This window comes from Phormidesmis priestleyi BC1401 (assembly GCF_001650195.1).
Lineage (GTDB): Bacteria > Cyanobacteriota > Cyanobacteriia > Leptolyngbyales > Leptolyngbyaceae > Phormidesmis_A > Phormidesmis_A priestleyi_B.
Genome location: NZ_LXYR01000041.1, coordinates 20,706 through 47,065, shown reverse-complemented (window position 1 = coordinate 47,065; position 26,360 = coordinate 20,706). Strand labels below are relative to the sequence as shown.

Below are 26,360 nucleotides of genomic sequence, written 5' to 3'. Positions count from 1 at the left end.
GCCCAGACCAGCCGATAAAGACGAAGCGATCGCGTTTCAACCAGTCATCGAGAGCGTCAAATACGCCTCTCGTGGGTTGAGCGCGTCCAACTGCAATGGTCATAAGTTAAACCCTTCAGATTTACTAAAAGTGCAGGTTCTCTAGAGTGAACGTGTTTATATGTCTATTTATAATATGAGAAATTAGAATTTTTACAAAGCGAAACGTACCGTCTCAGCTAACTTTTTATAGATTTTTGGCAAATTCTCTGGACCCAGCATAGATTTCGTCGTTTATGAGGAAATTATGCGTTTCTGAGATTTCTTTTTTCTACTGAGTAGTTTTGCTTACCAAACGTCATAAAGCGTCACTTAAGGTCACGATCGGGCAAAGTGTCGTTTAGTAACACCCCTGCTAATAGACAACCGAGGAACGTAATATATTAGTCTAGGGTTGATTGGGCACAATTTAAGATTTCTGACGTTCTGGTTTCTAGACGCGCTGCTTGAAGTTTGCTAGGTTTGTCGATCGAGTTCCTACATTGTAATTTCTTAGGGTCTGGTGATTTCATGACTGCACAGACAGCCTCCATCGATAGTCTTATTCTGCGCCAGCAGATTTTAGGATCGAGACGGTTTAGCAATTATTGGTGGGCGAGTGTGGTCTCGATCGGGGGGACAGGGTTTTTGCTGGCATCGATTTCTAGCTATACCAAGACCAATTTTCTCCCGTTTGCCGATCCAACAAAGCTGATTTTTGTCCCTCAAGGGTTGGTGATGGGGTTTTATGGCGTTGCAGCGCTGCTGTTAGCCACTTATCTTTGGCTTAGCGTTGTGTGGGATTTAGGCGGCGGATACAACGAGTTTAATAAGCAGACGGGTCAGATGAAGATTTTTCGCTGGGGATTTCCTGGTAAGAATCGCAAGATCGAGTTGGACTGTCAATTGAGTGATGTTCAGGCGGTCAAAGCGATTTTGAGAGAAGGAGTTAACCCGCGGCGATCGCTCTATCTGCGAGTCAAGGGAATGCGGGATATTCCTCTAACGCGGGTGGGTCAGCCCTTATCGCTATCCGAGCTAGAGAATGAGGCAGCATCACTCGCCAGGTTTTTGAGTGTACCTCTAGAGGGGCTGTAGTCAGTCTGAGCGTTCAACGGTTCTGTGAAGACGTGATTCTAAAGTTCGACTGACGAAACTTAGAATTGCGTCTTTTTCACTGAGAAAGCATTAGACCTCTTGCAAAAGTCCCTGCCCTCACCCTAAATCCCTCTCCCACAATTGGGAAAGGGACTTTGAAATCTGGCTCCCCTTTTCCCAAGCTTTGGAGAAGGGGTTGGGGGATGAGGGAATCTTCAGACTTTTGCAAGAAATTTAATACATTTTGTGTCACTTTCCTTAAGTGAGATAGGCGTTCAAACTTATGGGACTGCCAAAAAGTGAGTTGTGCAGGAATTGGTTCTGCGATTTGTCGGATCTCGAAGCCGTCCATTTGAGCCGAAGGTGCGTAAGATATTAGGTGGCTTTGTTGAAATGGGTAACTAAAAATGCAGACAAAAATCCGAAACTGGCTTCTATCGACATTGGCTGTCGCCATGTTCGCGATCGTGGGGTGTAATCCTCAGCAGGCAGGGTCGGCTCCTACTGCTTCCCCATCTGCTACGGCTTCTGCGTCTGCGACTCCGAGTTCTCAAGCTGCGAATTTGCCTCGGTTAGAGGGCAAAGCGACGGTTGTGATGACGGTGAAGGGTGCTCCGATTACGATCGAGGCCAACGGCACCGATGCCCCCGTTACGTCAGGCAATTTTGTGGATCTGGTTGATCGTAAAGTCTATGACGGCTTGGTGTTTCATCGGGTTGTGCGAGAGCCGCAGCCCTTTGTCGTGCAGGGCGGCGACCCCCAAGGGAAAAATCCTAACTTTCCATTAGAGCAGTTGGGAACGGGTGGTTTCATCGATCCGGCAACGAATCAGATTCGCAATATTCCTTTAGAAATTAAGCCTGACAAAGCAAGTGATTCGATCGTCTATGGCAAAACTTTAGAGGCGAAAAATCCAAAGCTCAAGCACACCCGTGGTGCAGTGGCGATGGCGCGATCGGGGTCTCCTGATTCTGCTTCCTCGCAGTTTTATATTGTTTTGGCTGACCAGCAATCTTTAGACGGCGACTATGCTGTATTTGGCTATGTGACTCAAGGGATGGAAGTTGTCGATAAAATTCAGCAGGGCGATCGGATTGAGTCTGCTAAAGTCACTCAAGGAATTGAAAATCTCAAAAAAGGGTAGGAAGATTTTAGGTTGAGTTTTCAACCGGGAATAAGACTCGAAATTAAACGTTTCAGACATGGCGGTTGTGGTAACGGGCGTTGGACTAGCTTCAGCGCTAGGCAACTTAGAAGATAGCTGGAATAGGTTGGTAGAACAGCGATCGGGCATTCGACTCTACCAACCTTTTTTGGATTTAAAGACAACTCCTTTAGCGCTCATCAATGACCAACCTGCGGAACTGGTGTCACTGACTCAGCGAGTCGTGCTGGAGGCAATTCAAGATGCGGGGCTTTCGCTGCCTTTGCCTGACTGCGGGGTAGTGGTTGGGTCGAGTCGAGGCAATCAGGCTGAGTGGGAAAAGCTGTCTCGACGGTATCGTGAGAATGAGTTAACCTCGTTAAAAAGCTGGTTAGAGACACTGCCAAATCGAGCGGCGATCGCGGCAGCTCACCTTCTTCAAACACAGGCTGCGGTTTTGTCTCCGATGGCAGCGTGCGCGACGGGAATTTGGGCGATCGCCCAAGGCTATGAATTGATTCAAACGGGGCACTGCGAACGGGTGATTGTGGGAGCCATAGAAGCGGCGATCACACCCCTGACGCTGATTGGATTCGATCGGATGGGCGCGTTAGCCAAGACGGGCTGTTATCCATTCGATCGCGATCGTGAAGGATTAGTGCTCGGTGAGGGAGGAGCCATTTTAGTCTTGGAATCCGCAAGGCTGGCAACTCATCGAGGCGCTAAGATCTATGGTCAGATTTTAGGATTTGGATTGACCGCAGATGGTTATCACGTCAGCGCACCGGAGCCAGAGAGTCGAGCCGCGATCTCTGCTGTCCGGCACTGTCTCAAACAAAGCGGACTTTCACCTCAAGACATTGACTACATTCATGCTCACGGAACCTCGACGCAGTTAAACGATCGCAATGAGGCTCACTTAATTCAGCAGTTATTTCCATCTGGTGTGCCTGTGAGTTCAACGAAGGGGGCGACAGGTCACACGATCGGAGCGTCAGGAACGTTGGGTGCCGCGTTTTGTTTGATGGCTTTGCGACATCAAATCTTGCCGCCTTGTGTCGGGCTAAACCAATCAGACTTTGATTTAGATTTTGTAGATAGCCCTCGATCTGCGTCTGTGCAAAACGTTCTCAATTTTAGTTTTGGGTTTGGAGGACAGAACGCCGTAGTTTGCTTCGGTCTGCGAGAGCATTAACAGGGTTAAGCTGGCTAGGAGGATTATCACAAAACTGGCATGACTTTAACCGAACAAATCCTTTCTCAACTTCCGGGCGATGCGCTGGGTGGGTTGCGTCGAACCGATGACCTGTGGCGATCGCTGCGAGAAGACACGTTACCTGTTGCTACGATCGTCCGAGAAAGTGATGGGTGGTTAGAAACCGTTGAGTGGGATGTCGTGATTTGTGGCGGCACATTGGGGATTTTGATCGGCACCGCATTGGTTCAGAAGGGATGGCGCATCGCCTTGCTAGAAAGCAAAACTTTGAAAGGACGGGAGCAAGAGTGGAATATCTCGCGCAAAGAGTTGCAGGTATTTGTTGAGTTAAAGTTGCTGACTGAAGACGAGTTAGAAAAGGCAATCTCTACTGAATTCAATCCGGTTCGCGTCAGCTTTTTGGGCGGCTCTGATGTATTCGCAAAAGATGTTCTCAACATTGGGGTTGACCCCGTTTTTTTGTTAGAAATACTAAAGCAGAAGTTTCTTAAAACGGGTGGCGAGCTATTTGAAGAAACACCATTTGAAGAAGTGACTATTCATCCCAATGGGGTGTGTCTTCAAGGAAGATTTACAGCGCGAATCATGTTGGATGCGATGGGTCACTTTTCGCCTGTGGTGCGACAAGCGAGACACGGACAAAAACCAGATGCAGTTTGTCTAGTTGTGGGCAGTTGTGCAACAGGGTTTCCGGCAAATAATTCTGGTGATTTGATTGTTTCATTTACGCCGTTGCAGCATCAGTGTCAATATTTTTGGGAAGCATTTCCGGCACGAGACGGCAGGACAACCTATCTGTTTACTTATTTGGATGCTCACCCCGATCGCTTTACCTTAGAAACTCTATTTGAAGAGTATTTGCGATTGCTTCCCGACTATCAAAACGTCGAACTTTCTCACCTGCAGTTTCAACGAGCTTTATTTGGATTTTTCCCGTGCTATCGTGACAGTCCGCTGCAATTAAAGTGGGATCGTATCCTGCCAGTTGGTGACAGTAGCGGCAGCCAATCTCCTTTGAGCTTTGGCGGTTTTGGGGCGATGGTGCGTCATTTAGAACGGCTGACAGCAGGCATTGACGAAGCATTAGAAACCGATAGCTTAGATCAAAATGAACTGGGACTGTTGCAGCCTTACCAGCCAAATCTAGCCGTGACCTGGTTGTTTCAACGGGCGATGAGTGCAGGAATCAATCAAACGATCGAGCCAAATCAAATTAATCAACTGCTGGCGATCGTCTTTGATGAAATGCAGCAGCTAGGCGACCCAGTTCTCAAACCCTTCCTTCAGGATGTGGTGCAATTTGTGCCTCTGTTTCAAACTTTAATTAACACAGGAGTTCGCCATCCAGGTATCATTTTTAAGATTATTCCTCAAGTTGGAATCTTGACTTTACTCGATTGGATGAGACACGCAGTTAATTTAGCTGGCTATTCGGTTTTTTATCAGTTGGGGCGACTCTTAGAGCCTTGGGTGAAAAATTTATTGCCCATTCAGCAATATTATTGGCATCGCTGGATTGATGCCTGGAAGTACGGATCGGGCGGAGACTATGAGTCGTAAACATTGATTGTAGATTAGTGATGGCTTATGGATTTTTCATTAGCAAGACAACATTTCTATCAAGAAGTTCAGCAGCCCGATGAACAGATCAATCTGGAGAGAGCAGCCCTTTATATTGCTCAAGAAGAGTATCTAGATCTGGACGTTGATGAATATTTGAATGCTCTGGATATGATGGCAGATGATGTTCGAGAACAGCTTCCGATCGAGTCTTATCCACTCAAGATTCTCAAAACAATTAACCACTATTTGTATGGAAATTTAGGATTTGCTGGCAACACAGAAAATTACTACGATCCTCGCAATAGTTTTCTCAATGATGTCATCGATCGCCGCACTGGAATTCCGATCACGTTGTCGTTAGTGTACTTGGCGATCGCTCAACGATTAGATTTTCCGATGGTCGGCATTGGAATGCCCGGACATTTTTTGATTCGTCCGATTCAGGAAGACATGGACATTTTCGTGGATGCGTTTAGTCAAGGCGAGATTTTGTTTCCTCAAGACTGTCAGGATCGGCTCAATCAGATGTCGGGTCAGTCTGTTGAGATGCAACCCCAGTTTTTAGCCGCCGTCACCTCTCGACAATTTCTAGCCAGAATGTTGACCAATTTGAAGGCAACCTATCTCAATCGCGGCGAAATGGAAAAGGTTTTAGCGGCGATCGAGCGCATTCTCCTCCTATTTCCCGATGCTGCATTTGAGTTACGCGATCGTGGCATTCTCTATTTTCGGATGAATCGCTGGATCGAAGCTCGTCAAGATTTAGAAGCTTATTTAGATGCTTTGCCGATGGCAGACGATCGAGACACGATTCGCAAATTACTAAATCGTATCGGGCAAGCTAACTAAACTCACTTCGCCCCCTGATAAACCGCTTCTGCGACTCGTTTGAGCCGTCGGAGTTGAGCCATCATGTCTGTTCGCGTCCACTGAGCGGCAAACGTGTTGAAGCCAAACTGCACGATCGGATTCGGAATTTCAAACTCAAAGCGATTCACCAATCGAGTCCCTTTCCCTTCGGGGTGACACTCCCAGCGATCGCGCCCCTTAAAAAACCCCTGAAACTCCCAAACCACTAATCCCGGTTCACGTTCTGCAACGACACTCCGCAAAGCAGGCTGCAAAAGAGGGACTTGAATCACAAAACGGCTCAGGCTACCAAGCTCAGTAGACCATTTGCCGATCGGCTCACATCTCAGGGCAGGATTAAGCCAACGGTGCATCAACACTTGATCTGTAAAGCAACGCTCTACGATCGTGGCACTCGCATTAATTTGAATCGACTGCTCAAAAATTTGAGGCGGCATCTTAATGGGGGATCAATAAAATTTAAGAGACGAACCCTTCAACTACGTTAGAAATATGCCCATAGAGCGAAGATTTGGACGCTAGACATCAGTCACCCTGCACCCGAATCCGGGTTCTAGCGATTTCTAAAAGTGGCTAGAAGTCCTGTTCCAAGCAGCAGTCGCGGCTAAAGATCATCGAACCTCTACAGTAGCTCATCAAAACTCTACAGTAGCTCATCAAAACTTCAAAATAGTATTTCGGAAGTCTTTTCTCTTTAGAGAGATGCCTGTACTCTAGATGAGGCGACGATACTTTAGCGCTCCTCACACCCTTTCGCGCGCTCTAGATAGGAACTCGTAAGCTGAATTGTATAAAAACTGACTGCCTTTCGACCTAGCTCTAGACCCCCATCCAATCTAAGATGCATTTGCGATTTCGATCGAGTAAAAAAGAGGTTAATTAGACAACCATGAATCAAGTTTGGCAAAGCTTTATTGAACCGATTGGGGCGCAGATATCCACTCCAATAGCGATCGTGTTGGCACAAAATTCTCCTAACTTAGCCCCGGTCAATGTTTTTCAAGGGATCGATCCCAACAACTTAACCAATATTGTGGCGCGGCTGCTGGGCACACTAGCTATTCTACTGATTGGCTGGTTGATCGCGGGGATCGTTTCTAAAGTGGTTCGGAGTCTGCTCAAGCGTACGGATGTTGACAACCGTCTAGCAGCGATGATTTCGGGTGGACGCACTCAATCAGATCTTAAAGTCGAGAACCTGATTGCCGCCGTGATCTTTTGGATCATCATGATTCTGGCGGTAGTAGCAGCCTTAAATGCGCTCAACCTACAGACCGTCTCGACTCCGCTCAACGCGTTCCTTAACCAAATCTTTGGTTTTTTGCCTCGCCTCGGTTCTGCGGCAGTCTTAATTGCGATCGCTTGGGTCATTGCAACGGTGGTGAAAGCGATCGTGGTTCGCACGGCTCAATCGTTTTCACTTGATGAGCGCCTAGCAGAGCAGTCTCCTACTGATCCGATGTCTCCCGCTCCGTTTTTACTGAGTGAAACGCTCGGCAGCGCGCTGTACTGGTTTGTTTTTCTGTTCTTCCTGCCCCTAGTCTTGGGCGTTCTCGACTTGCAGGGTCCGCTTCAGCCTGTGCAAAACTTGCTGGATCAGATTTTGGGTGCTCTCCCCAACATTTTGAAAGCGGTTTTGATCGGCGTAGTAGGCTGGTTTGTGGCGCGGATTGTGCGGGGCATTGTCACAAATCTGCTGTCTGCAACCGGAGCCGATCAGATTGGAGCCAAATTTGGGTTAAGCCGATCGACGGGCGGACAGTCGCTCTCGTGGTTGATTGGCACGGTCGTCTATGTCCTGATCTTGATCCCCACAGCAACGGCAGCGCTGGATGCCTTGGCAATTCCTGCCATTTCAAATCCGGCGACTTCGATGCTCAATCAGATTCTCAGTGCCTTACCCAAAATCTTTACAGCCGCGCTGATTTTGGCGATCGCGTATGTGATTGCAAAATTTGTTGCTGATTTAGTGACAAATCTCTTGTCGGGCATCGGGTTTAACAACGTTTTTCAGTGGTTAGGTCTTCCGTCTCCGACTCCCCAAGTGCCCTATAGCTCAGAGTTTCAGACGGGTGAGACGCTACGTGATCCGACGTTGACCGATCTGACGATCTCGAAGCCAACAATTCGCACTCCGTCAGAAATTGTCGGCGTGGTCGTGTTGGTGGGCATCATGCTGGTGGCAACTGTTGCCGCGATCGATGTGCTGCAATTTGAGGCGCTGAGACAAATCGTAGCAGGCTTGCTCGTCGTCTTCGGTCGGATTTTGGTTGGGCTAGTGGTCTTTGCGGTTGGCTTATATCTTGCAAACCTTGCCTATAGTCTGATCAACAGTTCTGGGAGCCGTCAGGCAAATCTGCTCGGTCAAACGGCACGCGTTTCGATCATTGCGCTAGTGGCAGCGATGGCACTTCAGCAAATGGGGATCGCTCCGAATATTGTCAACCTGGCGTTTGGTTTGCTGTTGGGCGCGATCGCGGTGGCGATCGCGCTGTCGTTTGGTTTGGGCGGTCGTGAAGTTGCGGCTGAACAACTGCGCGAATGGCTCCAAGAATTCAAACGTTAGAATTCTCTAGATTTCAAATAAAAAAGGTGCGTTGCTGACTGTGACGCACCTTTTTTGTGGCTTGAATGCTCTTCGTTGGAAAAGAGACGTTCCACCGAAACGCCTCTACGGGTGTTGGGTGAATCTGTGGTCGATCGTGTTAATAGATCAATTTGACATAGCAATCCTGAATCAGTTGTAAACTCGGTCTGCCCTCCTCACGAAGTGGGGCAAGCCCTCACCAGCCCTTCTCCCTAAGGAAAAGGGAGCCAGAGAGTCAAAGTCCCTCTCCTTGGGGAGAGGGATTTAGGGTGAGGGCAGACTCTCTGCATCTCACAAGTTAATTAGGATTGCTATCTGAGTTGGCGGTAGCACAATCTAGCTTTCGTTTTTCACAGCCGCTTTTCGACTGTTGAAATCGAGTTTGGCACGCAGTTCGTCTTTGATGCGGTTAAGAATCGATGCCTCATCTAAAGACGATAAAATGCGCGTGACGACAGCTTTAGGTCCGTCGGGTCCCCAAGATGCGCCGTTTGCGAGATAGGCTTTGGTCACTTGTCCAATCCCGTAAGACGAAATGCCTGCGACTCCAGCTTGAGTCAACGCAACCGAAAGGTAGGGGACAAGTGACATTCCGCCTGTTGCAGGAGCCGCTAAACCGAGCAAACTTTTGAGAGAGCCGAGTCCTAGATTTGCCAGCAGTTCGCTCGCTGTGATGCCGCCCATCGCGATCGCGATCTTTTTCAACAGCCCGATCGCACCCTGCTGCGTCATGCTAATTCCATACAGTTTTGACAGAGTGAGAATCATCGCCACATCGATCGCGGCACTGCTAAGAATATCTAATACCGTGATCGGATTGATCGCGATCGCCACCGCTTTAGTCATCACCCCGTTCCAAATAATCCGATTGGCGGTCTGTTCTCGAATCGCCATTTTGCGCTGCACCAATTGCTCATTCACATCGTCGGCGTAAAGCATCGTGTTCAGCGCCACTAGCGATTTTCCTTCTCGGTGCAAGACCTCTAGGATTTTTAGCTTCAGGTCTTCTACCTGCGGCTCTCCGGTGCTTAACTGCACTGACGTGCGACCATCGGGACGCTTCACTGCCCTGGCAATCAAGGGAGACGCTGCTGCCATCACAATTTCGTCAGGCGAGAGCAATTCTTTAACCCGCTCATCTCGAATTTTTTGGTAAATGCTCACTCGATCGGCATCTGGATATTGATCGATTTTGTTCAGCACCAAAATAATCGGCTTTCCAACTTCTCGCAGTTCTGAAAGCGCCTGAAACTCAACCTTTGTCATATCGCCAGAAATGATGAACAGCAGCAGGTCTACGTGTTTTGCCACCTGCCGCGCCAGCGCTTCCCGCGCTTCTCCATCGACTTCATCAATGCCGGGAGTGTCGATCAGTTCGATGTGAGACTCATTGATGCTAGGGAGCGAGACCCGCAGAATGGAACGATCGCTGCCCTCGATTGCTTCGCGGGTCAAACTCCAATTTGCTGACTGCTGAATCTGAGTCACCCCATGAATCGGACCCGTTTCAAAAACCTTTTCTCCTAAAAGAGAGTTTAATATTGACGACTTGCCTCGCCCCACCATGCCAAACGCTGCGATGTGCACCACTAGCCGATCCAGCTTATCAAGCATGGTTTCTAGCCCGTTAATTTCTGGCTCTAGCCCCGATCGCTCTTGAGGAGTCAGGTCTAGGTTTTCGACGAGATCGCGCAGGGCTGTCTGAGCTTGCTTATAGTTCAGTTCTGCCTGAATCTCATCAAAGCCGAGAATGGCTTCGTCTAAACCTTGACTAAATGCCGTTTGGAGCGGTGTTGCAGAAGACAAATCGCCGGAATCTGCGGTTGAGTTAGACATCGGTTTTGAGGATTGTTCAGCTAAGACAAGAGCGATATCAGCAGACGAGCTAAGCGACCTAGACTGCCAGCCTATCCTCGTTTGATCCTAACAGCCGTTTTAGCGATCGTGCCGAGTCCGCCGAGCAGTGATTTGCTTGCGCTTACGTTTCTCGATCGGAGTTTCAAAGTGGCGGCGAGACTCGCATCTGTTAAAGTCCCTGCTTTTGAGACTTGCCGCTTAAAACGACGTGGCGCTGATTCAATACTTTCGTTTTCACTTAAGAGCACTTGAGTCATTGTTCAAAGTGTTTCTCAAACTCATCGTTAAACAGTATAAATTGTAGACAAGTTAGACGGCACGATCGATGAGTGCCACCTTTTGAACGGTCTACAGCACTATCTTAAACGGAGCTTTTAAGATGTAAACCAGCAAAGCAAAGCCAGATTTAAAGAACTTATCTTTGACTTGCGATCGCTCAAAAACCTTGTGATGCTGGCTAAACGAAGTGGAAGGAAGCGACTCCTCCGAAATTATGCCGTTATCCTTCGACAAGCCCTAAGCGAGCTGATTGACGAAACAAAGATTGAGCGTGCTAAAGTTTGCGCTGAGGGCAATGTGCAAGTTTTCCATTGCGGCAATCAGCCAGTGCACGCAATTGCGGGCGTGAGACTCATAGTGGCTGAATAAGATCGAAAACCGTTTTTCTAAATAGGGCTTGACTTTGCGGCACAGCAACACAATCTTGAGCAACAGGCTCGTTGTCAACGTCGGACCTAGATTTGAGAGCAGATCTACAAAGACAAAATGTTGAGGCTGCTGTGGGCTTTCGACTACTAAGAAGTTCAGCAACTGACTACACGTTCTGACAATCAGAAAATCATTTAGCGGCTGAAAGTTGCTTTCAGGTAACGTGTTTTCTAGTTGAGCATAAAGCTGGTTGTTGAACTGCCGCTTGCCATATTCAGACTCGATCGACGCAGTAATATATTGATAAAGATCGTCTTTAAATGCCTTAAATGATTTCGTGTCGCTCGTGTGGTTTAGAAAGCGTTGGGCGATATCTCGATGAGTATAAGCTCCCTCAATTTTGCCTGCAAACTGCTGCAACGCCAGTCGCAGATCACGATCGTCAAGCAACGTCGGGTTTTTGACGGGTGTGATCAGCCGGGCAGGGACGTGAGCGGGAATGATAATTGAAGGTGTAGCGGCTTCACGAACCCCAAACAATCGCCGGACTTGATAAGTCACATATTGGGACAGGTCAATTTCATATTGTCTCTGCACCTGAGTTTGAATTTGTCGAATCGACTCCTGGTGCTCATCGGGGCTGCCTTCACTCACCAGACAGTGCTCATAGAGATAGGGATAGCGGCGGATTAGCGTTCCTAACGGAGACGTTTCTGCGCTGTGAGTTTCGGCTCCTTGAACCATCAGTTGAGACAATCGGCGCAGTGTCAGATATTGCTCAGTCTCAAGAAATTGTTTGACGAGTTCTCGCAGTTGCTTGACGACGCGAGTGCGGGCATATTCTATCACTGGACGGGTGGGCGACGATGACAGCAGCGCAACTAGCTCAACGATCGCCGTCTGTGAGTGAGGTCGAGCTTGCCAACGGTTAATCAAAATGTGGCAGCAGCGATTTAGAACGAACTTAAATTCGTGAGCTGCAATTTTTGAGGCAACGATTTTATCGAGATCTGAGAGAACTTGAGGATCGTAGCTAGTTCCCTCAATGAAAAGCGATCGAAAGCGCTCAATCAACTGCTGGGGTGACTCGCATTGCACTCGATCGAGAAAATGATCATAGAGCCTTTGCTCTTCCTGAACGATTTCGCGGTTGCGATAAGTGGTCCATGTGCTCATCGGGTGGAGATCCTATACGTAAATATTGGAATTTGCCGACGCTGCTCTCACCGATTTCAGGAGTTCATTGAAAGATAAAGGTTTAAATGATGAGTTGCACATACACATAAATTCTGGGTGGATACACGGTCTCAGGTCAATAGAGGCTATGGATGCTGTTAATCCTAACTGAGCAAATGAGCTTCTAGGTGTAACTGGAGTCACTTAATCAAAACTAAATATAGTCGCCTCGCTCAGCTTAATCGTAGCTTCACGTTTTCTCTAGCGAATCCGTAAATTTCGTGATCGACAGAGTTATCTCCCTCAGTCTTTCCACCACATCGTGATTTTAACTAGGACGACGGTCGCTCAAGTTACTTTCAGCACATTGTAGTCTGAATTAGATGACACGTAGTTTTTAATACAAAATGTACAACTGATATTCCACAATCACCACCCGAATCCGGGAGATTTGTGGAAACTGGGATAGCGATCGTGCTGAAAGGTAGCTACCGAACCGTAGGAAAGGCTACTCTTCGACCTGATTGATCCGGCGTAGATTTAATACATCCGTCATCTTTCTAACTTGGGCAAAGGTGTGCTCTAATTGGGCGTGGTCACAGATATCGATTCCTAAATCAATGACAGCGGTTTGATCGGGGAAGGTTTTGACCTGAGCATTGCGGACGTTGATGGTGTTATCGGTGAGGCGAGACAGAATATCTTTGAGCACTCCCACTCGATCGATGACATCAATCTGAATGCAAACCGGATAGGTTTGGGGTCGTCCGCCACTTCGATTGGTGGGGTTCCAGCTTACAGGAACTAAGCGATCACCATCCACGGGTTCTAAATTGCTACAGCCTTGACGGTGAATTGAAATGCCGCGATTGCTTCGAGTCACGACTCCAATAATGGCTTCACCTGGGACGGGAGTACAGCAACCCGCGAGGTGATAAAGCAAGCCTTCGACCCCCGCGATCGGTGACTTACTAGAAGTCGCAGGCGGTAACGATCGCAGCGTCGGAGCGGAGGACAATAAAAGTTGGGGATCAGCCGAAATGCTGTCAGCGTTAGAGATTTTGACGAGCGTCGGCTGGGTAACTGCTTCTCGAATGCGGTTGAGAGCCAGGTTGAGAGTCATTTCTCCATAGCCAACAGCAGCCAGCAGATCTTCAACGCTGTGATAGTTACAGCGTTCGGCAGCAGCTAGCATGGGCGCGGATTTGAGCAGCGCTTCAAAGCCATTTTTGCCCAATTCTTTCTCTAACATTTCTCGTCCGCGCGAGATGTTTTCGTCTCGGTGCGATCGCTTATACCATTGCCGAATTCGATTGCGGGCGCTAGAGGTGACGACAAAATTGAGCCAATCTAAGCTGGGGTGAGAATTCTTTTGAATAATAATCTCTACGATGTCGCCGTGGTGCAGCGTCGTGTCGAGCGTGACCATGCGCCCGTTGACTTTGGCACCTGCACAGTGATTGCCGACTTCGGTGTGAATGCGGTAAGCAAAATCAACAGGAGTCGATCGTGAGCTAAGAGAGACGACTTCTCCGCGTGGCGTAAAGACAAAGACATCGCCGTCAAACAGATTGTCTTTGATGCTCTCCAAATATTCTTGAGCATCTTTGAGATCGGTTTGCCAGTCGAGTAACTGCCGCAGCCAGGTAAATTTTTCATCGGTGGTCGTCATTTGCTGAGTGCTAGAACTGCCTGCTTCTTTATATTTCCAGTGAGCGGCAATTCCATATTCAGCGACGTGGTGCATCTCTAGAGTCCGAATCTGGACTTCTAGAGGGCGACCCGTGTTGCGAATGACGATCGTGTGCAGTGACTGATAGCGATTTGATTTAGGAAGCCCAATGTAGTCTTTAAAGCGCCCAGGAATAGGACGAAACATATCGTGAACGACGGCTAAGGCGCGATAGCATTCATCATTTGTGTTGACAATGATCCGAATCGCCGCGACATCATAGATTTGCTCATAGTCTTTCTGCTGTCGCTGCATTTTTTGATAAATGCCATATAAGTGCTTGGGGCGACCGCTCACCTCAACGCAATGCACCCCTAATTGAGTCATTCGCTCTCTAAACGTTTGAGCGATTTGGACAAGTTGGCTTTCACGATCGCCCCGCTTTTCTGCCACCAGTTGCTTAATTTCTTGATAAGCATCGGTTTCAAGATACTTAAAGGCGAGGTCTTCTAGCTCCCATTTGAGGTTGCCAATGCCTAAACGGTTGGCGAGAGGGGCGAAGATTTCTCTGGTTTCAAGGGCGATGCGACGACGCTTTTCGTCAGGCAGATGCTCTAGCGTTCGCATATTATGGAGACGATCGGCAAGCTTGACCACAATCACGCGAATGTCTTGCGCCATTGCCAAAAACATGCGGCGAAAGTTTTCTGCCTGGCGCTCGGTTTTGCTCGAAAAGTTAAACTTAGAGAGTTTGGTGACTCCTTCAACCAGACAGCGCACCTCAAGTCCAAACCGCGCCCCGATCTCCTCGGCGGTGACATCAGTGTCTTCAACTACGTCATGCAAAAAGCCTGCTGCTATCATGGTGCTGCTGCCCCCCAAATCGCGCAACAACCCCGAAACCGCTATCGGATGGGCGATATAGGGTTCTCCTGACGCACGATATTGCCCTTCGTGAAGTCGATAGGCAAACTCAAATGCTCGACAAACTAGATCATTATCTTTAACCGCATCGAGATTTTCTGAATGCGATCGCTCGACCAAGCATTCACGTAGCCAATCAGGAAGCGTAATATCCTTAGTAGAAATGGAAACTGCTGCGTTCATGCTGTCTAGCTCGGAGGGTGGGCGGGGCAGGCACTGAGATAACGAATGATTTTAATCCAATCATGTGTTTTCGTATACCAATCGCTAAATGAATAAGCGACAGGTCTAGCAGAGACACAGGCTGCTAGACAACAGGATTGATAAAATTTGTGATATCGCGAGTCTCTAAGACTAATCACAGCCTAGAGAAACCTGACCGATATCATACTAAAGACTGAGATTTTTAATCAACCTTAGGGTGGTTAGAAATACATTTATGCTTATTCTATCAATGGGAGCAGGGTTCTTAACACGAATTCTGGAGGGTAAGCCGAATATCGACACGTGAGAATCACGGACTGGTTTTTGAATTGCTCGGAGATTAAGTTGGAATTTCTGCCCCTCTGATGAGGGCACGATCGGGCTTCTCGTCTAGCTTAAGTTCATCAACTTTTAGGGAACTGATGAGATGAGCTATCCTCAAGCACCCTGGACACTGAAGGGGTTTGCGTTTCAAACGCTGCATTTAATTGACATCGCGACCGCATCGCCGTTTATTCCGCCAGAGTTGGCGATCGTATCGGCTGCCCCTGGCAAAACCCTGGGAGGGGTTTATCTCGCGCAATATGGGGCTGGCTCTAGTCTGGAATATAACGAGTTAATTGTGGTGGCTGGCGTTGTGAGACGAGAGCAAACGATCGGGGCTTGGGTGTCTCATATTTATGTAGACAATCCCGATTCGGTGGCGGGCGGTCGAGAGATTTGGGGAATGCCCAAGGAACTCGCTACGTTTGACTGGCAGGTAGGAGCGCAGCGAGTCGTGGTTCAGCAGGACGATCGGGTGCTGTGTTCGTTGAGTTCTAGCTGGCGGGTGAGCCTTTTGAGGCAGACGATTACTTTTCCAGCCTACAGTTTGTTAAATTCTGACTTTCTGCGATTTGATGCGACGGCTTCGGCTAACTTTGGTTTAATTGGAGCCGAATTAGAGGTTCCCAATACCTCTCCGTTTGAAAGATTGATAGATACGGTGCCGATTTCTGCATTTGGTGCAGACTCGTTAGAGCTAAGAGTTGATGCGCCGAAGGTCGTTGCTCAAAGAGTTTCAGATATTCCCTAAGCGATTTGCGTAACAATAGAATCCTCTGCTACCGTCATCCGCAGGTTTCGCTTAACCTACTAAATCTGTGACGAGGGCTAAGCGAAGTCGAAGCTCGATCGGTTAAGACTCAATTAAACGGCATTTTCTCAAGCGATCGTAGGCTCTCCTAGCCATTTTTCCAGGGGGTGATCTGCCCATTCTTCTGATGCTGATTACTTTGAGACTGCGGCATTCTAAAGCGGATGAGTCTTGGGGTAAGCATGATAACTCCTTCTTATAGTCCCAGTGTGTTGCTGGACTTTTCTAATCAATTAGCAGACACCGTAGAGCGATCGGCGCGATCGGTCGTTGCGGTGAATGCCCGTCGCAAGAGGTCTTTAACCGGAGTCCACTGGCGATCGGGAATCATCGTTACGGCAGATCACACGGTGCTGTAAGCAGCTCGGTTATTTCAGTGCAAAGAAATGCTCGTAGATGCGTTCGATGCGAAACTCTAGAACCGTCTGTTGATTTGCCCAAGTTAACTGGATGATCACCACATTTGCATGGGCGCGCCAAGCATCATCCACAAGCTGAAGCGGAACGTCGATCGGAAAAATGCGGTACCCTGACTTTTGCGCTTTGTGAACTGCATTGAGTTTCAACGGTGATGGAAACTCAACACCATTCAGCTTCACAATGCTATTCACTTGACAAGGCATTCCCATAGATCACCGTAGATTTGCAACTGCGAATTTTGCGAATAGTAACCTCTGTCGGCGTTGCTGAATGCAAGTATGAACTGCCCTCCTCACGAATTGAGGTAAGAGTTTTGTCCACTTCTCCTCAAGAAGAAGGGAGCTAAAGATCTTGTCCCCTTTCCTTCAGGGAGAGGGCTAGGGTGAGGGTCAATCTGGAAATTCATGCATCAATTCAGCAACGCCTCTCTGTCTTCACCCGGCTGATCGCTGGGCGGATGTTTTGATTAGCTCATTTACCAGTGTAGGGATCTCAGACGGACGATCGGCAACCGGAATTTTGGCGCGCTTAAACGCATTGACTTTGCTGTCGGCACTGCCAACATCAGGACCGAAATCGGCGATTTGTGAATCAATAATGGCTCCTGCGTGTCCCATTCGCCTGCCTCTCGGAGCACTTCGCCCTGCAATATAGGCAACCACAGGCTTGTCGATCGCCTCCTCAATATAGTGGGCTGCTGCTTCCTCGCTGTCTCCGCCAATCTCACCGACCAAGACGATTACCTCAGTTCGGTCGTCTTCGTCAAGAATCTGTAACCACTGAGGAAATGAGGAGCCAACGATCATGTCGCCACCCACGCTCACCCCGATCGATTGTCCTAATCCTGCCTGAGTAAGTGTCCAAGCGACTTCATAAGTCAACGTGCCGCTGCGACTAATCAACCCCACTGACCCAGGAGTATAGAGGTTGGGAGGATGAATGCCCAACAAAATTTGCCCTGGCACAATAATTCCAGGACTGTTAGGTCCGACTAGCAGTGTCTCGGTCGCTTCGGCTTTGCGGATCAGGTGCACCATATCTAAAGGCGGAATGCCCTGACTGATCAAAATCACCTGCCGAATGCCTGCGGCGATCGCTTCTAATGCCGCATCTAGGGCAGCATAAGGCGGGGTGCAAATGACCGCTGCATCCACAGATCCGATGAGCGGAAGCGCCTGCTCTAACATATCAAAAACGGGAATTCCCTTCAGTGTTTGCCCCCCAAAACCAGGACTGATGCCAGCGACCACCTGCGTTCCATACTCCTTCATGAGCGGCGCACACGTCACCCCCAGCGGCTCCATAATACCTTGCACGATCACTTTGCTAGTGGGAGTAAAAATCATAGAGGTTTAAGAGGTAGCTGCTCAAAGAGATCGACGATCGACCAATAAGTCAAAATGTTTGGGGACAAAAAAAGCAACCTGCAAGGACTGACTATAAACGTTCAGCCATAGAGGTGCAAGACAGGAGAATTTCAGGGCGTAGGGTTGAAGTGCCGGAGTTTCTAAGGATTGGAGGAGCAAAACGGTCTTGTTTGCTAAAGCGGCAGAAAAGGAGGTAGTGATTGGTAGCATGGAGGATACAAAATTATAGTTCTGCTGAGTCAACTACAAAATGGGAGATTCCGCCCAATCTCTTAACCACCACTCAAAACTAGATGAGAAGGTCCGTAAAAATACGGGACAGTCTATAAATTAAGAAACAGTTAATAGTTGGTTAAGTCGGTTTTTTGGTCTGCTTTGTGAAGCTCACCGCTTGAGAAACCGCGATCTCTAAGTCATCAATTATCAAGGCTTGAGTCGTCGATAATCGTTCTTTTGCCTCTGCTAGATGAGAGCCAACCAGTCTAACGACCAGTTGAGGATTGCGAGCCACTCGACTGACCAGACCGTCCTCTCTAGCTTCGCTAATGCTTCGCACCTTACGACTTTGGTGTTGCAGAAAGCGCACGATCGCATCCGCAATCTGCTCACATGACACCGTTCCACTCACCAAATTGATCAATACCACCCTCACCTGCTTGTTTTGCGCGATCGCTTCTAGCCCATTTTCTAGCCGTTCACCCAGAATGTCAGGCATACAACTATAGTGAGTTTCGCTGCCAATGTCCAAGAAGTTGGCGGGCTTGCCTCCTGATTGGCAGACGAGATCCATCGTTGCCATCGTCAGCCCTGCACCGTTGCACAGAATCCCAATTTGCCCATCGGAGTTTAAAGTAGAAACTACTTCTGGTGAACGGGCAGTTTGTGGAGTCAACTTATCTAGAGCATGAAGTGGATCGGCGGGTGCTTTTGGGTTGAGTGCGGCGAGGGCAGGATGACGAGCCAGGGCATCGTCGTTGACAGTTACTTTGCCATCAAGTGCCATCACTTCCCCCGTCGGGCTGACTCCGAGAGGGTTGATCTCCACCAGATCAAGATCATTGTCGAGAAACAGCCGATACATTTTTTCGACGATCGCGCTGACTGAGTTGATCAGTGCTCCCTGCAATCCCATTTTCAGCATCAAGCGACGGGCAAAGAATGGCGAGAACTCTTGATCGACAACCACGTATTTCATTTCGTCGATCGCCGCTCGCACATCGATGCCACCTTTTAAAGAACCCAACAGCACAGGTCTGCGAATCGATCGATTGAGCGCAACTGCCAAATAGAGTTCTTGCTGCACGTCATATTTTGCTTCTGCCAGCAGCACTTTTGGATATTCGCCCATAATCGGCAAATTGAAGATGGTTTGAGCCGCCGCCACCGCATCGATCGTATTTTCAGCAAACCGAACTCCGCCCACGCGTCCTCGTCCGCCCATGTAGACCTGAGACTTGAGCACGATCGGATAAGGTAACTCTAAGCCCTTGAGATCTCTGGGACGATCGATGCGCTGCGATGGCAAAACAGGAATGCCCATTTCACGGAAAAGCTCTTTTGCCTGATATTCGAGTAAGTCCATTGTGGTGAGTCTTAGTTGAAGAATGAATGAAAAACAAGATTGAAATTGATGGCTCTACTTATCCTTCCTTGTCTGCCAGTCTTTTGCGACAAGATCGATGCCATAAAATCGCTGCCAAAACTGATCTACCAGACGGGTGGGCAAAACTTTGGTCATCATGAACAGTAGAAAATCACCACTGGTTGCCGCAACATAGCGAGGGCGAGGGTTTCGGGCGGTCATGGCTTTGAGAATCACGACTGCCACCTGTTCAGAAGTCCAGGCTCGGCTGCTGGTTTGCTTTTCTAGACCTTCTAACTTTTTAAAGGCAACCCGATAAGGAGAGTGTTCAGGATCGTGAATGGTGCGATCGACTTCTTTGTCTACCACGTCAAAAAACTCGGTGCTGACCGGACCTGGCTCAATTACGCTCACCCGAATGTTAAACGGCATTAGCTCTTGTCTTAGAGAATCGCTCACTGCCTCCAATGCAAACTTAGAGGCACTATATAACCCCCCAAGCGGGAAGGCAATTTTGCCAGCAAGGGAACTGACGTTAATAATTCTGCCGCCCCCTTGATCTCGCATGATAGGGATCAGTGCCTGAATTAAGGCGATCGCGCCTAATACATTCACCTGCAACTGTCGCTGAACGGCATCTGGGGGAATTAGCTCGATCGGACCCATTTGCCCATAGCCTGCGTTGTTGACCAAAATATCAACGCGACCGAAGCGATCGAGGGCTTTCTTGGCAAGCGACTGCACCTGTTCGACTTGCGCCATATCGGTCGGCACGGTTAGCACTTCTGCCCCGGCTTTGCTGCACAGATCGGCAACGTGAGCAAGTTTCTCGACATTTCGAGCCGCCAAAATTAGGCGAATGCCAAGGTAGCGATCGGCTAAGAATTTTGCCAGACCCGCCCCGATTCCAGCAGAGGCACCTGTAATTAAAATAACTTGCTTAGATAAGGGATAGGTTTGCGACATAGCTCCAAGGTCGATCGAGATCAATCAAATAATTATCATCAATATTAGGGAGGCGTATCCCTACTCTTTCGTCATTTGTTATTGACTCTTGAGAGTGAACCCTTTCGATCGTCACTCAGTCTAAAGAGTAGATCTCTGGCGCGAATGCTAGAACGCCCTCATCCCCCAGCCCTTCTCCCAAGTTTGGGAGAAGGGGAGCCAGTTTCAAAGTCCCTCTCTCAAGTTTGGGAGAGGGATTTAGGGTGAGGGCTGATTCATGCAGGAGGTCTAGTATATAACTTACCAATCCAGTGGAGGAACGATCCACAGGTGTTAGCAGCAACGATCGATGTGATAGCGAAAGACTCGTCTACTAGCAGCCAGTTTGAGGAGTCGGATCAAGACCTGGTGCGTCGCTGTGTGAAGGGTGATTCTCAAAGCTTTCGCTGCCTTTATCAACGGCATCAGAGCCGAGTTAGAGCGATTCTCTACCAGCTTTGCGATCCAACAACGTTGGATGATTTGGTGCAGGAAGTTTTTCTGCGAGCGTGGAAAGGGTTACCCAAATTTCGGCAATCTGCCCAATTTTCGACTTGGCTCTACCGCATTGCCTGGAACGTCGCCTCTGATCAGCGACAAATCGCGGCTAAGGGGCGATCGCGTCTCGAAGCGTTGACTCATCAATCTCCGACTCACCAAGACGCGCCCGATCTCATGCACTTACACTATCAAGATTTAGTGCAGCGAGGGCTAAAGAACCTCAGCTTTGACCACCGCAGCATTCTGGTTTTACACGATCTAGAAAGCGTCCCGCAGAAGGAAATTGCCGAAATTTTAGAGATTCCGGTGGGCACGGTGAAATCTCGTTTGTTTCATGCCCGTGCCGCAATGAGACAATTTCTCTATCAAGAGGGAGTCCAATTATGAGTCCGTTTTCTGACGATGATCAGGATTTAGTTGAGTTTTTGCGCGAGCATCGATCGCCGTCACCTCCTCCTGCTGTGGGATTAGAGAACGCAGTTATGAGGGCGATCGCGACTCCCAAGGTGCAGTCTAGCCCGCGTCGATGGAATCGTTGGATTGCTGCGCCTGCGATCGCTGCCAGCTTAATCACCGCCGTTCTTAGCTATCGTGCTTTGGTGCCGCCTCAACCGAGCGCGGGAGACGTTGCAACGCTAGAGGCATTCATCGAGACTAACTGGAATAACACCGTTTCTAACCGTTCAGACACCGAGTTGATCTCAATAAACGATGAATGATCACCCTTCTCGCTCTCTTTTCAAGTCTCCGATGATTCGTCGGGTAGCGGCGATCGCGGCTCTGCTAGTGGCTCTGGGAGGGGGGGCGATCGCGCTCAAAAGTAATTATCAGGCAGATGCCAAAATCGAACCGTCTTTAGGTGCGATCGATCCCGCAGCTCAATCGCCTACACCTCTACGGCGAGGTATGGGATGGCTGAGAGATCTCAACCTCACCGCTGATCAGATGCAGAAAATTCAGGCAATTCGTCGTCAGTCTAAAGGGCAGATTGACCGTCAGCATCAAGCGATTCAGCAGGCACAGCAGGAACTACAGTCGCTGATGATCAGTGATGCCCCCGTCGCCCAAATTCGTGAGAAATATCGTCAAGTCAAAACATTGCGTGAACAGTTGGCAGATACGCAGTTTGATAGTCTTTTAGAGACGCGACAGGTGTTGAACGCTGACCAGCGGCGCAAGCTTGTCGATCGAATGCAGCGCCGCAGAACCCCTAATGGTAGAGAGCCGCGATCGTCAGTGCCGCAATCATGGGGATCACGATCGGAAGCGCCACCAAAAGCGCCCGTCCGTCAAGACGAAGAGACTGACCCTCTGACTTAAGTAGAAAGATCAGAGCCGCAGTGCCCATCACAACCCAGATGCCACCAAAAATAAAAAAGACCGTATAGGCTGCGTTGCCCATGTAAATTTCCTCTAAAAATACGTTTGTGTCATCATACAAAGCCTGAGTTATACAGATGTGAATGACCGTTTACATCTATCTGCATGGGTTTGCATCGGGTCCACGATCGCGTAAAGCACAAGACTTGCACGATCGCTTCACCGCCCTAGATCTCACGCTCCACATTCCTGATCTTAACCAAAATGACTTTACTCATCTGACCCTGACTCGTCAGATCCAGCAGGTGTGTGCTGAAATGCCAGCCGATCAGCCTGTTACGATTATCGGCTCCAGTCTAGGAGGATTGACCGCCGCTTGGATCGCAGAGCAACGTCCTCAAGTTGAGCGGTTAGTCTTGCTTGCTCCTGCGTTTGGGCTTCTCGTTCACTGGCTGCCCAAACTGGGAGAAAAACAGTTACAGCGATGGCAGTCTGGGCAGCCTCTCCTGGTTTATCACTATGCGGCAGAACGATTATTGCCCTTAAGTTATCAATTCGTAGCGGACTGTGTTCACTATGATCAAACACGATTGCAAAGACCCGTTCCCACTTTAATCTTGCATGGCATTGATGACGATGTGATCCCCATTCAAGCCAGCCGAGACTATACAACACTACGTCCCTGGATAGAGTTGGTCGAGCTTAGTAGTGATCATTCTTTAGTAGATGTGAACGACTTAATTTGGGAGTCGATAACTCAATTTTTGAAGTTATAAAAGCGTTGGGAACGATCGGAGCCAAACGATTCCTAATGGGTTCAGATCGGTAGTATGAATACAAATCTTTGTAGTTTAAGGGTGTTACTTCAGCTCGCTCTTAAACTTAAATCAAGAATCAGGAGCGCTGATCACTCTAACGAAACTTGCGTCTAAAGAAATACTCGCTGATATTTAACGATCGTGCTAGACAGCCCTCTCCAAAAAGCGTGATTTATTGAGAGCGATCAGTTGTAGTAATTCTCTATCTTGCAAGAGATAAGTTTAGGGTTTGAGTCTAGTATGTTTGGAAGATAGCGAAGTTCGCTCCTAGATTCTGTTATTGTCCGATCGCTGGTTTCCCTTCCAGCCCTTCTGACCCAATTGTCGTTCTCAAGGAATTTATTATGGTAGAACCTGAATTGAGACAAGTGGAATATTCCACCAGTGACGCTCCTAACGTAGTGATCGAGCCAAGTAGCTCCAGCCTCAAACTCGATCAAGCGCGCACGTTGGCTCCCCTCTCGGCTGGCGAAGGCAACGAGCAGTGGCGAGAAGTGGGTGAAAAAGCCTATAGTTTTCTGGCATTACTTCCCGAATATTTGGGGCGATTCTTTGCTGAATATCGCAAGCCGCTCGTGACCTTGGGCTTAATTTTTGGCTCGATCGTGTCGGTTAAACTCACGTTGGCTCTGTTAGGCGCAATCAACGATGTTCCTCTGCTAGAGCCAACGTTTGAGCTAGTTGGGCTGGTCTACACGGTTTGGTTTGTCTATCGCTATTTGCTCAAAGCGTCTAACCGTCAAGAGTTGGGTCAAGAGTTTGACAAGCTCAAGTCTCAGGTTGTTGGTAGGTAACGCGATGTGCAACTAATTTGCCCTCCTCACGAAGTGGGGCAAGCCCTCGTAACCCTTCTCCTTGCGGAGAAGGGTTTTCGGACATTTCTGGTTCCCTCTCCTGCAGGAGAGAGCTAGGGTGAGGGCAGTCTTTGCAGGAATCTCAGGAAAGCCGCACAGTGCGTTAAATAGAGACCGTTTATTTTTGTCTTAAACACGCTGCCCAAGGGAGTTACTTTTGGGCAGTTGTTGTACTCTAAACAGGGAGTTTGAGTTGTTTGATTTTGGCAGGAGTCTGTGAGCGTAATTTTGTTTGACTTTGATGGCACGATCGCTGACAGCATCGATGTAGCCGTCACAATCATTAATCGGTTGGCAGAAGATTTTGGCTACAAACGGCTAGATTTAGACGAGATCAGGCGGTTGCAAAACCTTAGCTCTAGAGAAATCGTCAAGCAATCAGAAGTCTCGATCTTCGCGCTGCCGTTTTTAGTGCGTCGCTTTCGGGCAGAGTTAAACCGCGAAATTGAGAGTTTGCAACTCATTCCTGGCATGAGAGAGGCGCTGCTCACGCTAAAGCAACAGGGCGATCGGTTGGGCATCGTCTCATCTAACTCCGAGGAGAATGTGCGAGTTTTTCTCAACGCTCAGGGCTTAGAGTCTATTTTTGACTGGGTTGCGTCGAGTCCCAAGATTTTTGGCAAAAGTCGAGTTATTAAGCGCCTGATCCGACAAAATCGCCTTGATCCCCAAACCGTTTTTTATGTCGGCGACGAAACGAGAGATATCGAAGCCGCAAAAAAAAGCCGAGCGCGCTCGATCGCCGTGAGTTGGGGCTTTAACTCAAGGCAGGTTTTGGCGACCCACGAGCCAGACTTTTTGATTCAGCATCCCAAAGAATTTGCAGCGATCGTTCATCGAGATACAGAACCCAAAGTGTTTCCTGTGATACATAATTCTTGAGCGTTTCTATAGTTCCCATTAAAGGAGACCCCGTTCTTAAAATGCCTTCCTAAGATAGAAGTAAGGACACTTAGGCATTCGTACTCTACAGACAATGCTGAGTGACCAAAACCAGGGAGGATGAAGAACGGTCAAAGATTGTCAACTGCTTGAGCGCGATCGAGGGCACAATCGCGACTGCAAAACTCCCTCCTGTCACCGTTTAGAGCAGCTACACCGCTTTTCTTCTGATGCCCAAGTGGTCAAAACGTTTGGCGTTTGAACTGAGTTTCAAATCAACCTAAATTACCTCATAGGAGCAAATTCACAATGACAGCAACCAACCATCTGTTAGAAATCAAAGACTACGGTCAAAGCATCTGGATGGACAATTTGAACCGTGATTTGATTCAGTCAGGCGAACTCAAGCGGATGATCGACACCGATGGTTTGCGAGGCATTACGTCAAATCCAGCAATCTTTGAAAAAGCGATCGTCGGCAACAAAATTTACGACGAAGACATTGAAGCGGGGATCAGAGCTGGAAAACCACTGATGGATATTTACGAATCTCTGGTATTTAAAGACATTCGCGATGCGTGCGACATCTTTTTGCCCGTCTACGAAGAGTCTGGTGGACTCGATGGCTACATCAGCATCGAAGTGCCGCCGACAATCTCTGAGAATACTGAATCTACGATCGCAGAAGCGCGTCGCTATTACAAAGAGATTGGTCGCCCCAACGTGATGATCAAGATTCCGGGAACGCCAGAAGGATTGCCCGCTGTTGAGCAAGTGATTGCAGACGGAATTAACGTTAACGTGACGCTGCTATTCTCAGTGCAAAGCTATATCAACACGGCTTGGGCGTATGTTCGGGGTTTAGAAGCGCGAGTCGCCAAGGGTGAAGACATTAGCAAAATTGCCTCCGTCGCAAGCTTCTTCTTAAGCCGGATTGATAGCAACATCGACGATCGCATCGACGCAATCCTTGCCAAAGGGACAGACCAACTCGCTCAAGAGGCAAAGCTGAGAGCGATTAAAGGCAAAGTCGCGATCGCCAGTGCCAAAGTTGCTTACCAAGAATATAAAAAAGTGATTGGGCACGATCGCTGGTTAGCGCTCAAAGAAAAAGGGGCGAACGTGCAGCGGCTTTTATGGGCGAGCACAGGCACCAAAAACCCCGACTACAGCGATGTCATGTATGTTGATGAATTGGTCGGTGCTGATACAGTCAACACGCTGCCACCTGCTACGATCAAGGCTTGCGAAGACCACTGCAACGTCGATAGCCGCATCGAGACGGATGTTGAAGAGGCATACAACCTGATCAACAGTCTTAAAGATCCCGATGTGAATATCAACCTCGCCGAAGTCATGCAAGAGCTTCTTACGGACGGCATCGACAAATTTATCAAGCCGTTTGAGTCTCTGATGAGTTCACTACAAGAAAAGATCGATCGTCTCGCAACCGTCAAATAAAAATATTACGGAGGGGTGAACAAACCGCTCTCATCCCTCCTTGATCCCTCATCCTTCA

The 26,360-nt window shown here is 48.6% G+C and carries 24 protein-coding genes; 15 read left to right on the top strand and 9 right to left on the bottom strand.

Annotated elements, in window-relative coordinates; all coding sequences use genetic code 11:
- Nucleotides 1–549 precede the first annotated feature (549 nt).
- The 5 genes from A8707_RS18835 (at nt 550) to A8707_RS18810 (ending at nt 5,889) form a co-directional block, all read left to right on the top strand.
- Nucleotides 550–1,116: a photosystem I assembly protein Ycf4 gene (locus A8707_RS18835; RefSeq protein WP_068818745.1), complete on the top strand. Its 567-nt coding sequence runs from the start codon at nt 550–552 to the stop codon at nt 1,114–1,116.
- 407 nt (nt 1,117–1,523) lie between these two features.
- Nucleotides 1,524–2,261, top strand: a complete 738-nt coding sequence (locus A8707_RS18825) for a peptidylprolyl isomerase (protein WP_068818743.1) — start codon at nt 1,524–1,526, stop codon at nt 2,259–2,261.
- A gap of 58 nt (nt 2,262–2,319) precedes the next feature.
- Nucleotides 2,320–3,456, top strand: a complete 1,137-nt coding sequence (locus A8707_RS18820; RefSeq protein ID WP_068818742.1) for a beta-ketoacyl-ACP synthase — start codon at nt 2,320–2,322, stop codon at nt 3,454–3,456.
- Nucleotides 3,457–3,495: 39 nt separating this feature from the next.
- Nucleotides 3,496–5,037 carry an NAD(P)/FAD-dependent oxidoreductase gene (locus tag A8707_RS18815; RefSeq protein ID WP_068818741.1) on the top strand — a complete coding sequence of 514 codons (1,542 nt, stop codon included), beginning with the start codon at nt 3,496–3,498 and terminating at the stop codon, nt 5,035–5,037.
- A 27-nt stretch (nt 5,038–5,064) separates the two neighbouring features.
- A complete protein-coding gene (locus tag A8707_RS18810; RefSeq protein ID WP_068818740.1) occupies nt 5,065–5,889 on the top strand; it encodes a SirB1 family protein in 825 nt (274 codons plus the stop codon).
- 2 nt (nt 5,890–5,891) lie between these two features.
- Here the strand turns inward: A8707_RS18810 and A8707_RS18805 are convergent, their stop codons facing one another.
- On the bottom strand, nt 5,892–6,347 hold the full coding sequence (locus tag A8707_RS18805) for an SRPBCC family protein (RefSeq protein ID WP_068818739.1): 456 nt from the start codon (nt 6,345–6,347) through the stop codon (nt 5,892–5,894).
- 452 nt (nt 6,348–6,799) lie between these two features.
- Between A8707_RS18805 and A8707_RS18800 the strand changes: the two genes are divergently transcribed.
- Nucleotides 6,800–8,476: a mechanosensitive ion channel gene (locus A8707_RS18800; RefSeq protein WP_068818738.1), complete on the top strand. Its 1,677-nt coding sequence runs from the start codon at nt 6,800–6,802 to the stop codon at nt 8,474–8,476.
- Between the two features lie 357 nt (nt 8,477–8,833).
- On the opposite strand, the gene A8707_RS18795 is transcribed toward A8707_RS18800, so the two are convergent.
- From A8707_RS18795 to A8707_RS18780, 4 genes are all read right to left on the bottom strand, one after another.
- The gene (locus A8707_RS18795) at nt 8,834–10,333 is read right to left on the bottom strand and encodes a GTP-binding protein (RefSeq protein WP_068818737.1); all 1,500 of its coding nucleotides are present in this window, start codon (nt 10,331–10,333) and stop codon (nt 8,834–8,836) included.
- Nucleotides 10,334–10,404: 71 nt separating this feature from the next.
- A complete protein-coding gene (gene rpsU, locus A8707_RS18790; protein WP_462686398.1) occupies nt 10,405–10,611 on the bottom strand; it encodes a 30S ribosomal protein S21 in 207 nt (68 codons plus the stop codon).
- Nucleotides 10,612–10,870: 259 nt separating this feature from the next.
- Nucleotides 10,871–12,178, bottom strand: coding sequence for a hypothetical protein (locus A8707_RS18785; RefSeq protein ID WP_068818736.1), 1,308 nt, complete (start codon nt 12,176–12,178; stop codon nt 10,871–10,873).
- A 508-nt stretch (nt 12,179–12,686) separates the two neighbouring features.
- The gene (locus A8707_RS18780; RefSeq protein ID WP_068818735.1) at nt 12,687–14,957 is read right to left on the bottom strand and encodes a RelA/SpoT family protein; all 2,271 of its coding nucleotides are present in this window, start codon (nt 14,955–14,957) and stop codon (nt 12,687–12,689) included.
- 448 nt (nt 14,958–15,405) lie between these two features.
- On the opposite strand from A8707_RS18780, the gene A8707_RS18775 reads away from it, so the two are divergent.
- Nucleotides 15,406–16,053, top strand: coding sequence for an acetoacetate decarboxylase family protein (locus A8707_RS18775; RefSeq protein WP_068818734.1), 648 nt, complete (start codon nt 15,406–15,408; stop codon nt 16,051–16,053).
- A 242-nt stretch (nt 16,054–16,295) separates the two neighbouring features.
- Nucleotides 16,296–16,472, top strand: coding sequence for a hypothetical protein (locus A8707_RS28380; RefSeq protein ID WP_156518717.1), 177 nt, complete (start codon nt 16,296–16,298; stop codon nt 16,470–16,472).
- 9 nt (nt 16,473–16,481) lie between these two features.
- Here A8707_RS28380 and A8707_RS18770 read toward each other — a convergent pair whose 3' ends face one another.
- The 4 genes from A8707_RS18770 to A8707_RS18755 all read right to left on the bottom strand — a co-directional run bounded on the left by A8707_RS18770 (nt 16,482) and on the right by A8707_RS18755 (nt 20,448).
- Nucleotides 16,482–16,736, bottom strand: a complete 255-nt coding sequence (locus A8707_RS18770; RefSeq protein ID WP_082906429.1) for a DUF2584 family protein — start codon at nt 16,734–16,736, stop codon at nt 16,482–16,484.
- 231 nt (nt 16,737–16,967) lie between these two features.
- Nucleotides 16,968–17,879 (bottom strand): succinate--CoA ligase subunit alpha, encoded by a 912-nt coding sequence (locus A8707_RS18765; RefSeq protein WP_068818732.1) that lies wholly within the window; start codon nt 17,877–17,879, stop codon nt 16,968–16,970.
- A gap of 373 nt (nt 17,880–18,252) precedes the next feature.
- On the bottom strand, nt 18,253–19,482 hold the full coding sequence (locus A8707_RS18760) for a succinate--CoA ligase subunit beta (protein WP_068818731.1): 1,230 nt from the start codon (nt 19,480–19,482) through the stop codon (nt 18,253–18,255).
- A 54-nt stretch (nt 19,483–19,536) separates the two neighbouring features.
- Nucleotides 19,537–20,448 carry an SDR family NAD(P)-dependent oxidoreductase gene (locus tag A8707_RS18755; protein WP_068818730.1) on the bottom strand — a complete coding sequence of 304 codons (912 nt, stop codon included), beginning with the start codon at nt 20,446–20,448 and terminating at the stop codon, nt 19,537–19,539.
- Between the two features lie 309 nt (nt 20,449–20,757).
- On the opposite strand from A8707_RS18755, the gene A8707_RS18750 reads away from it, so the two are divergent.
- The 7 genes from A8707_RS18750 to tal all read left to right on the top strand — a co-directional run bounded on the left by A8707_RS18750 (nt 20,758) and on the right by tal (nt 26,302).
- Nucleotides 20,758–21,354, top strand: a complete 597-nt coding sequence (locus A8707_RS18750; protein WP_331711729.1) for a sigma-70 family RNA polymerase sigma factor — start codon at nt 20,758–20,760, stop codon at nt 21,352–21,354.
- Nucleotides 21,351–21,686: a hypothetical protein gene (locus A8707_RS18745; protein WP_068818729.1), complete on the top strand. Its 336-nt coding sequence runs from the start codon at nt 21,351–21,353 to the stop codon at nt 21,684–21,686. Before A8707_RS18750 ends, A8707_RS18745 begins: the two co-directional genes overlap by 4 nt.
- On the top strand, nt 21,679–22,287 hold the full coding sequence (locus A8707_RS28370) for a Spy/CpxP family protein refolding chaperone (protein WP_068818728.1): 609 nt from the start codon (nt 21,679–21,681) through the stop codon (nt 22,285–22,287). Before A8707_RS18745 ends, A8707_RS28370 begins: the two co-directional genes overlap by 8 nt.
- 143 nt (nt 22,288–22,430) lie before the next feature.
- Nucleotides 22,431–23,063, top strand: coding sequence for a YqiA/YcfP family alpha/beta fold hydrolase (locus tag A8707_RS18735; protein ID WP_068818727.1), 633 nt, complete (start codon nt 22,431–22,433; stop codon nt 23,061–23,063).
- A 386-nt stretch (nt 23,064–23,449) separates the two neighbouring features.
- Nucleotides 23,450–23,899: a CAAD domain-containing protein gene (locus tag A8707_RS18730; RefSeq protein WP_068818726.1), complete on the top strand. Its 450-nt coding sequence runs from the start codon at nt 23,450–23,452 to the stop codon at nt 23,897–23,899.
- 276 nt (nt 23,900–24,175) lie between these two features.
- Nucleotides 24,176–24,841, top strand: a complete 666-nt coding sequence (locus A8707_RS18725) for an HAD-IA family hydrolase (protein WP_068818725.1) — start codon at nt 24,176–24,178, stop codon at nt 24,839–24,841.
- Between the two features lie 309 nt (nt 24,842–25,150).
- Nucleotides 25,151–26,302: a transaldolase gene (gene tal, locus A8707_RS18720; RefSeq protein WP_068818724.1), complete on the top strand. Its 1,152-nt coding sequence runs from the start codon at nt 25,151–25,153 to the stop codon at nt 26,300–26,302.
- Nucleotides 26,303–26,360: the final 58 nt, after the last annotated feature.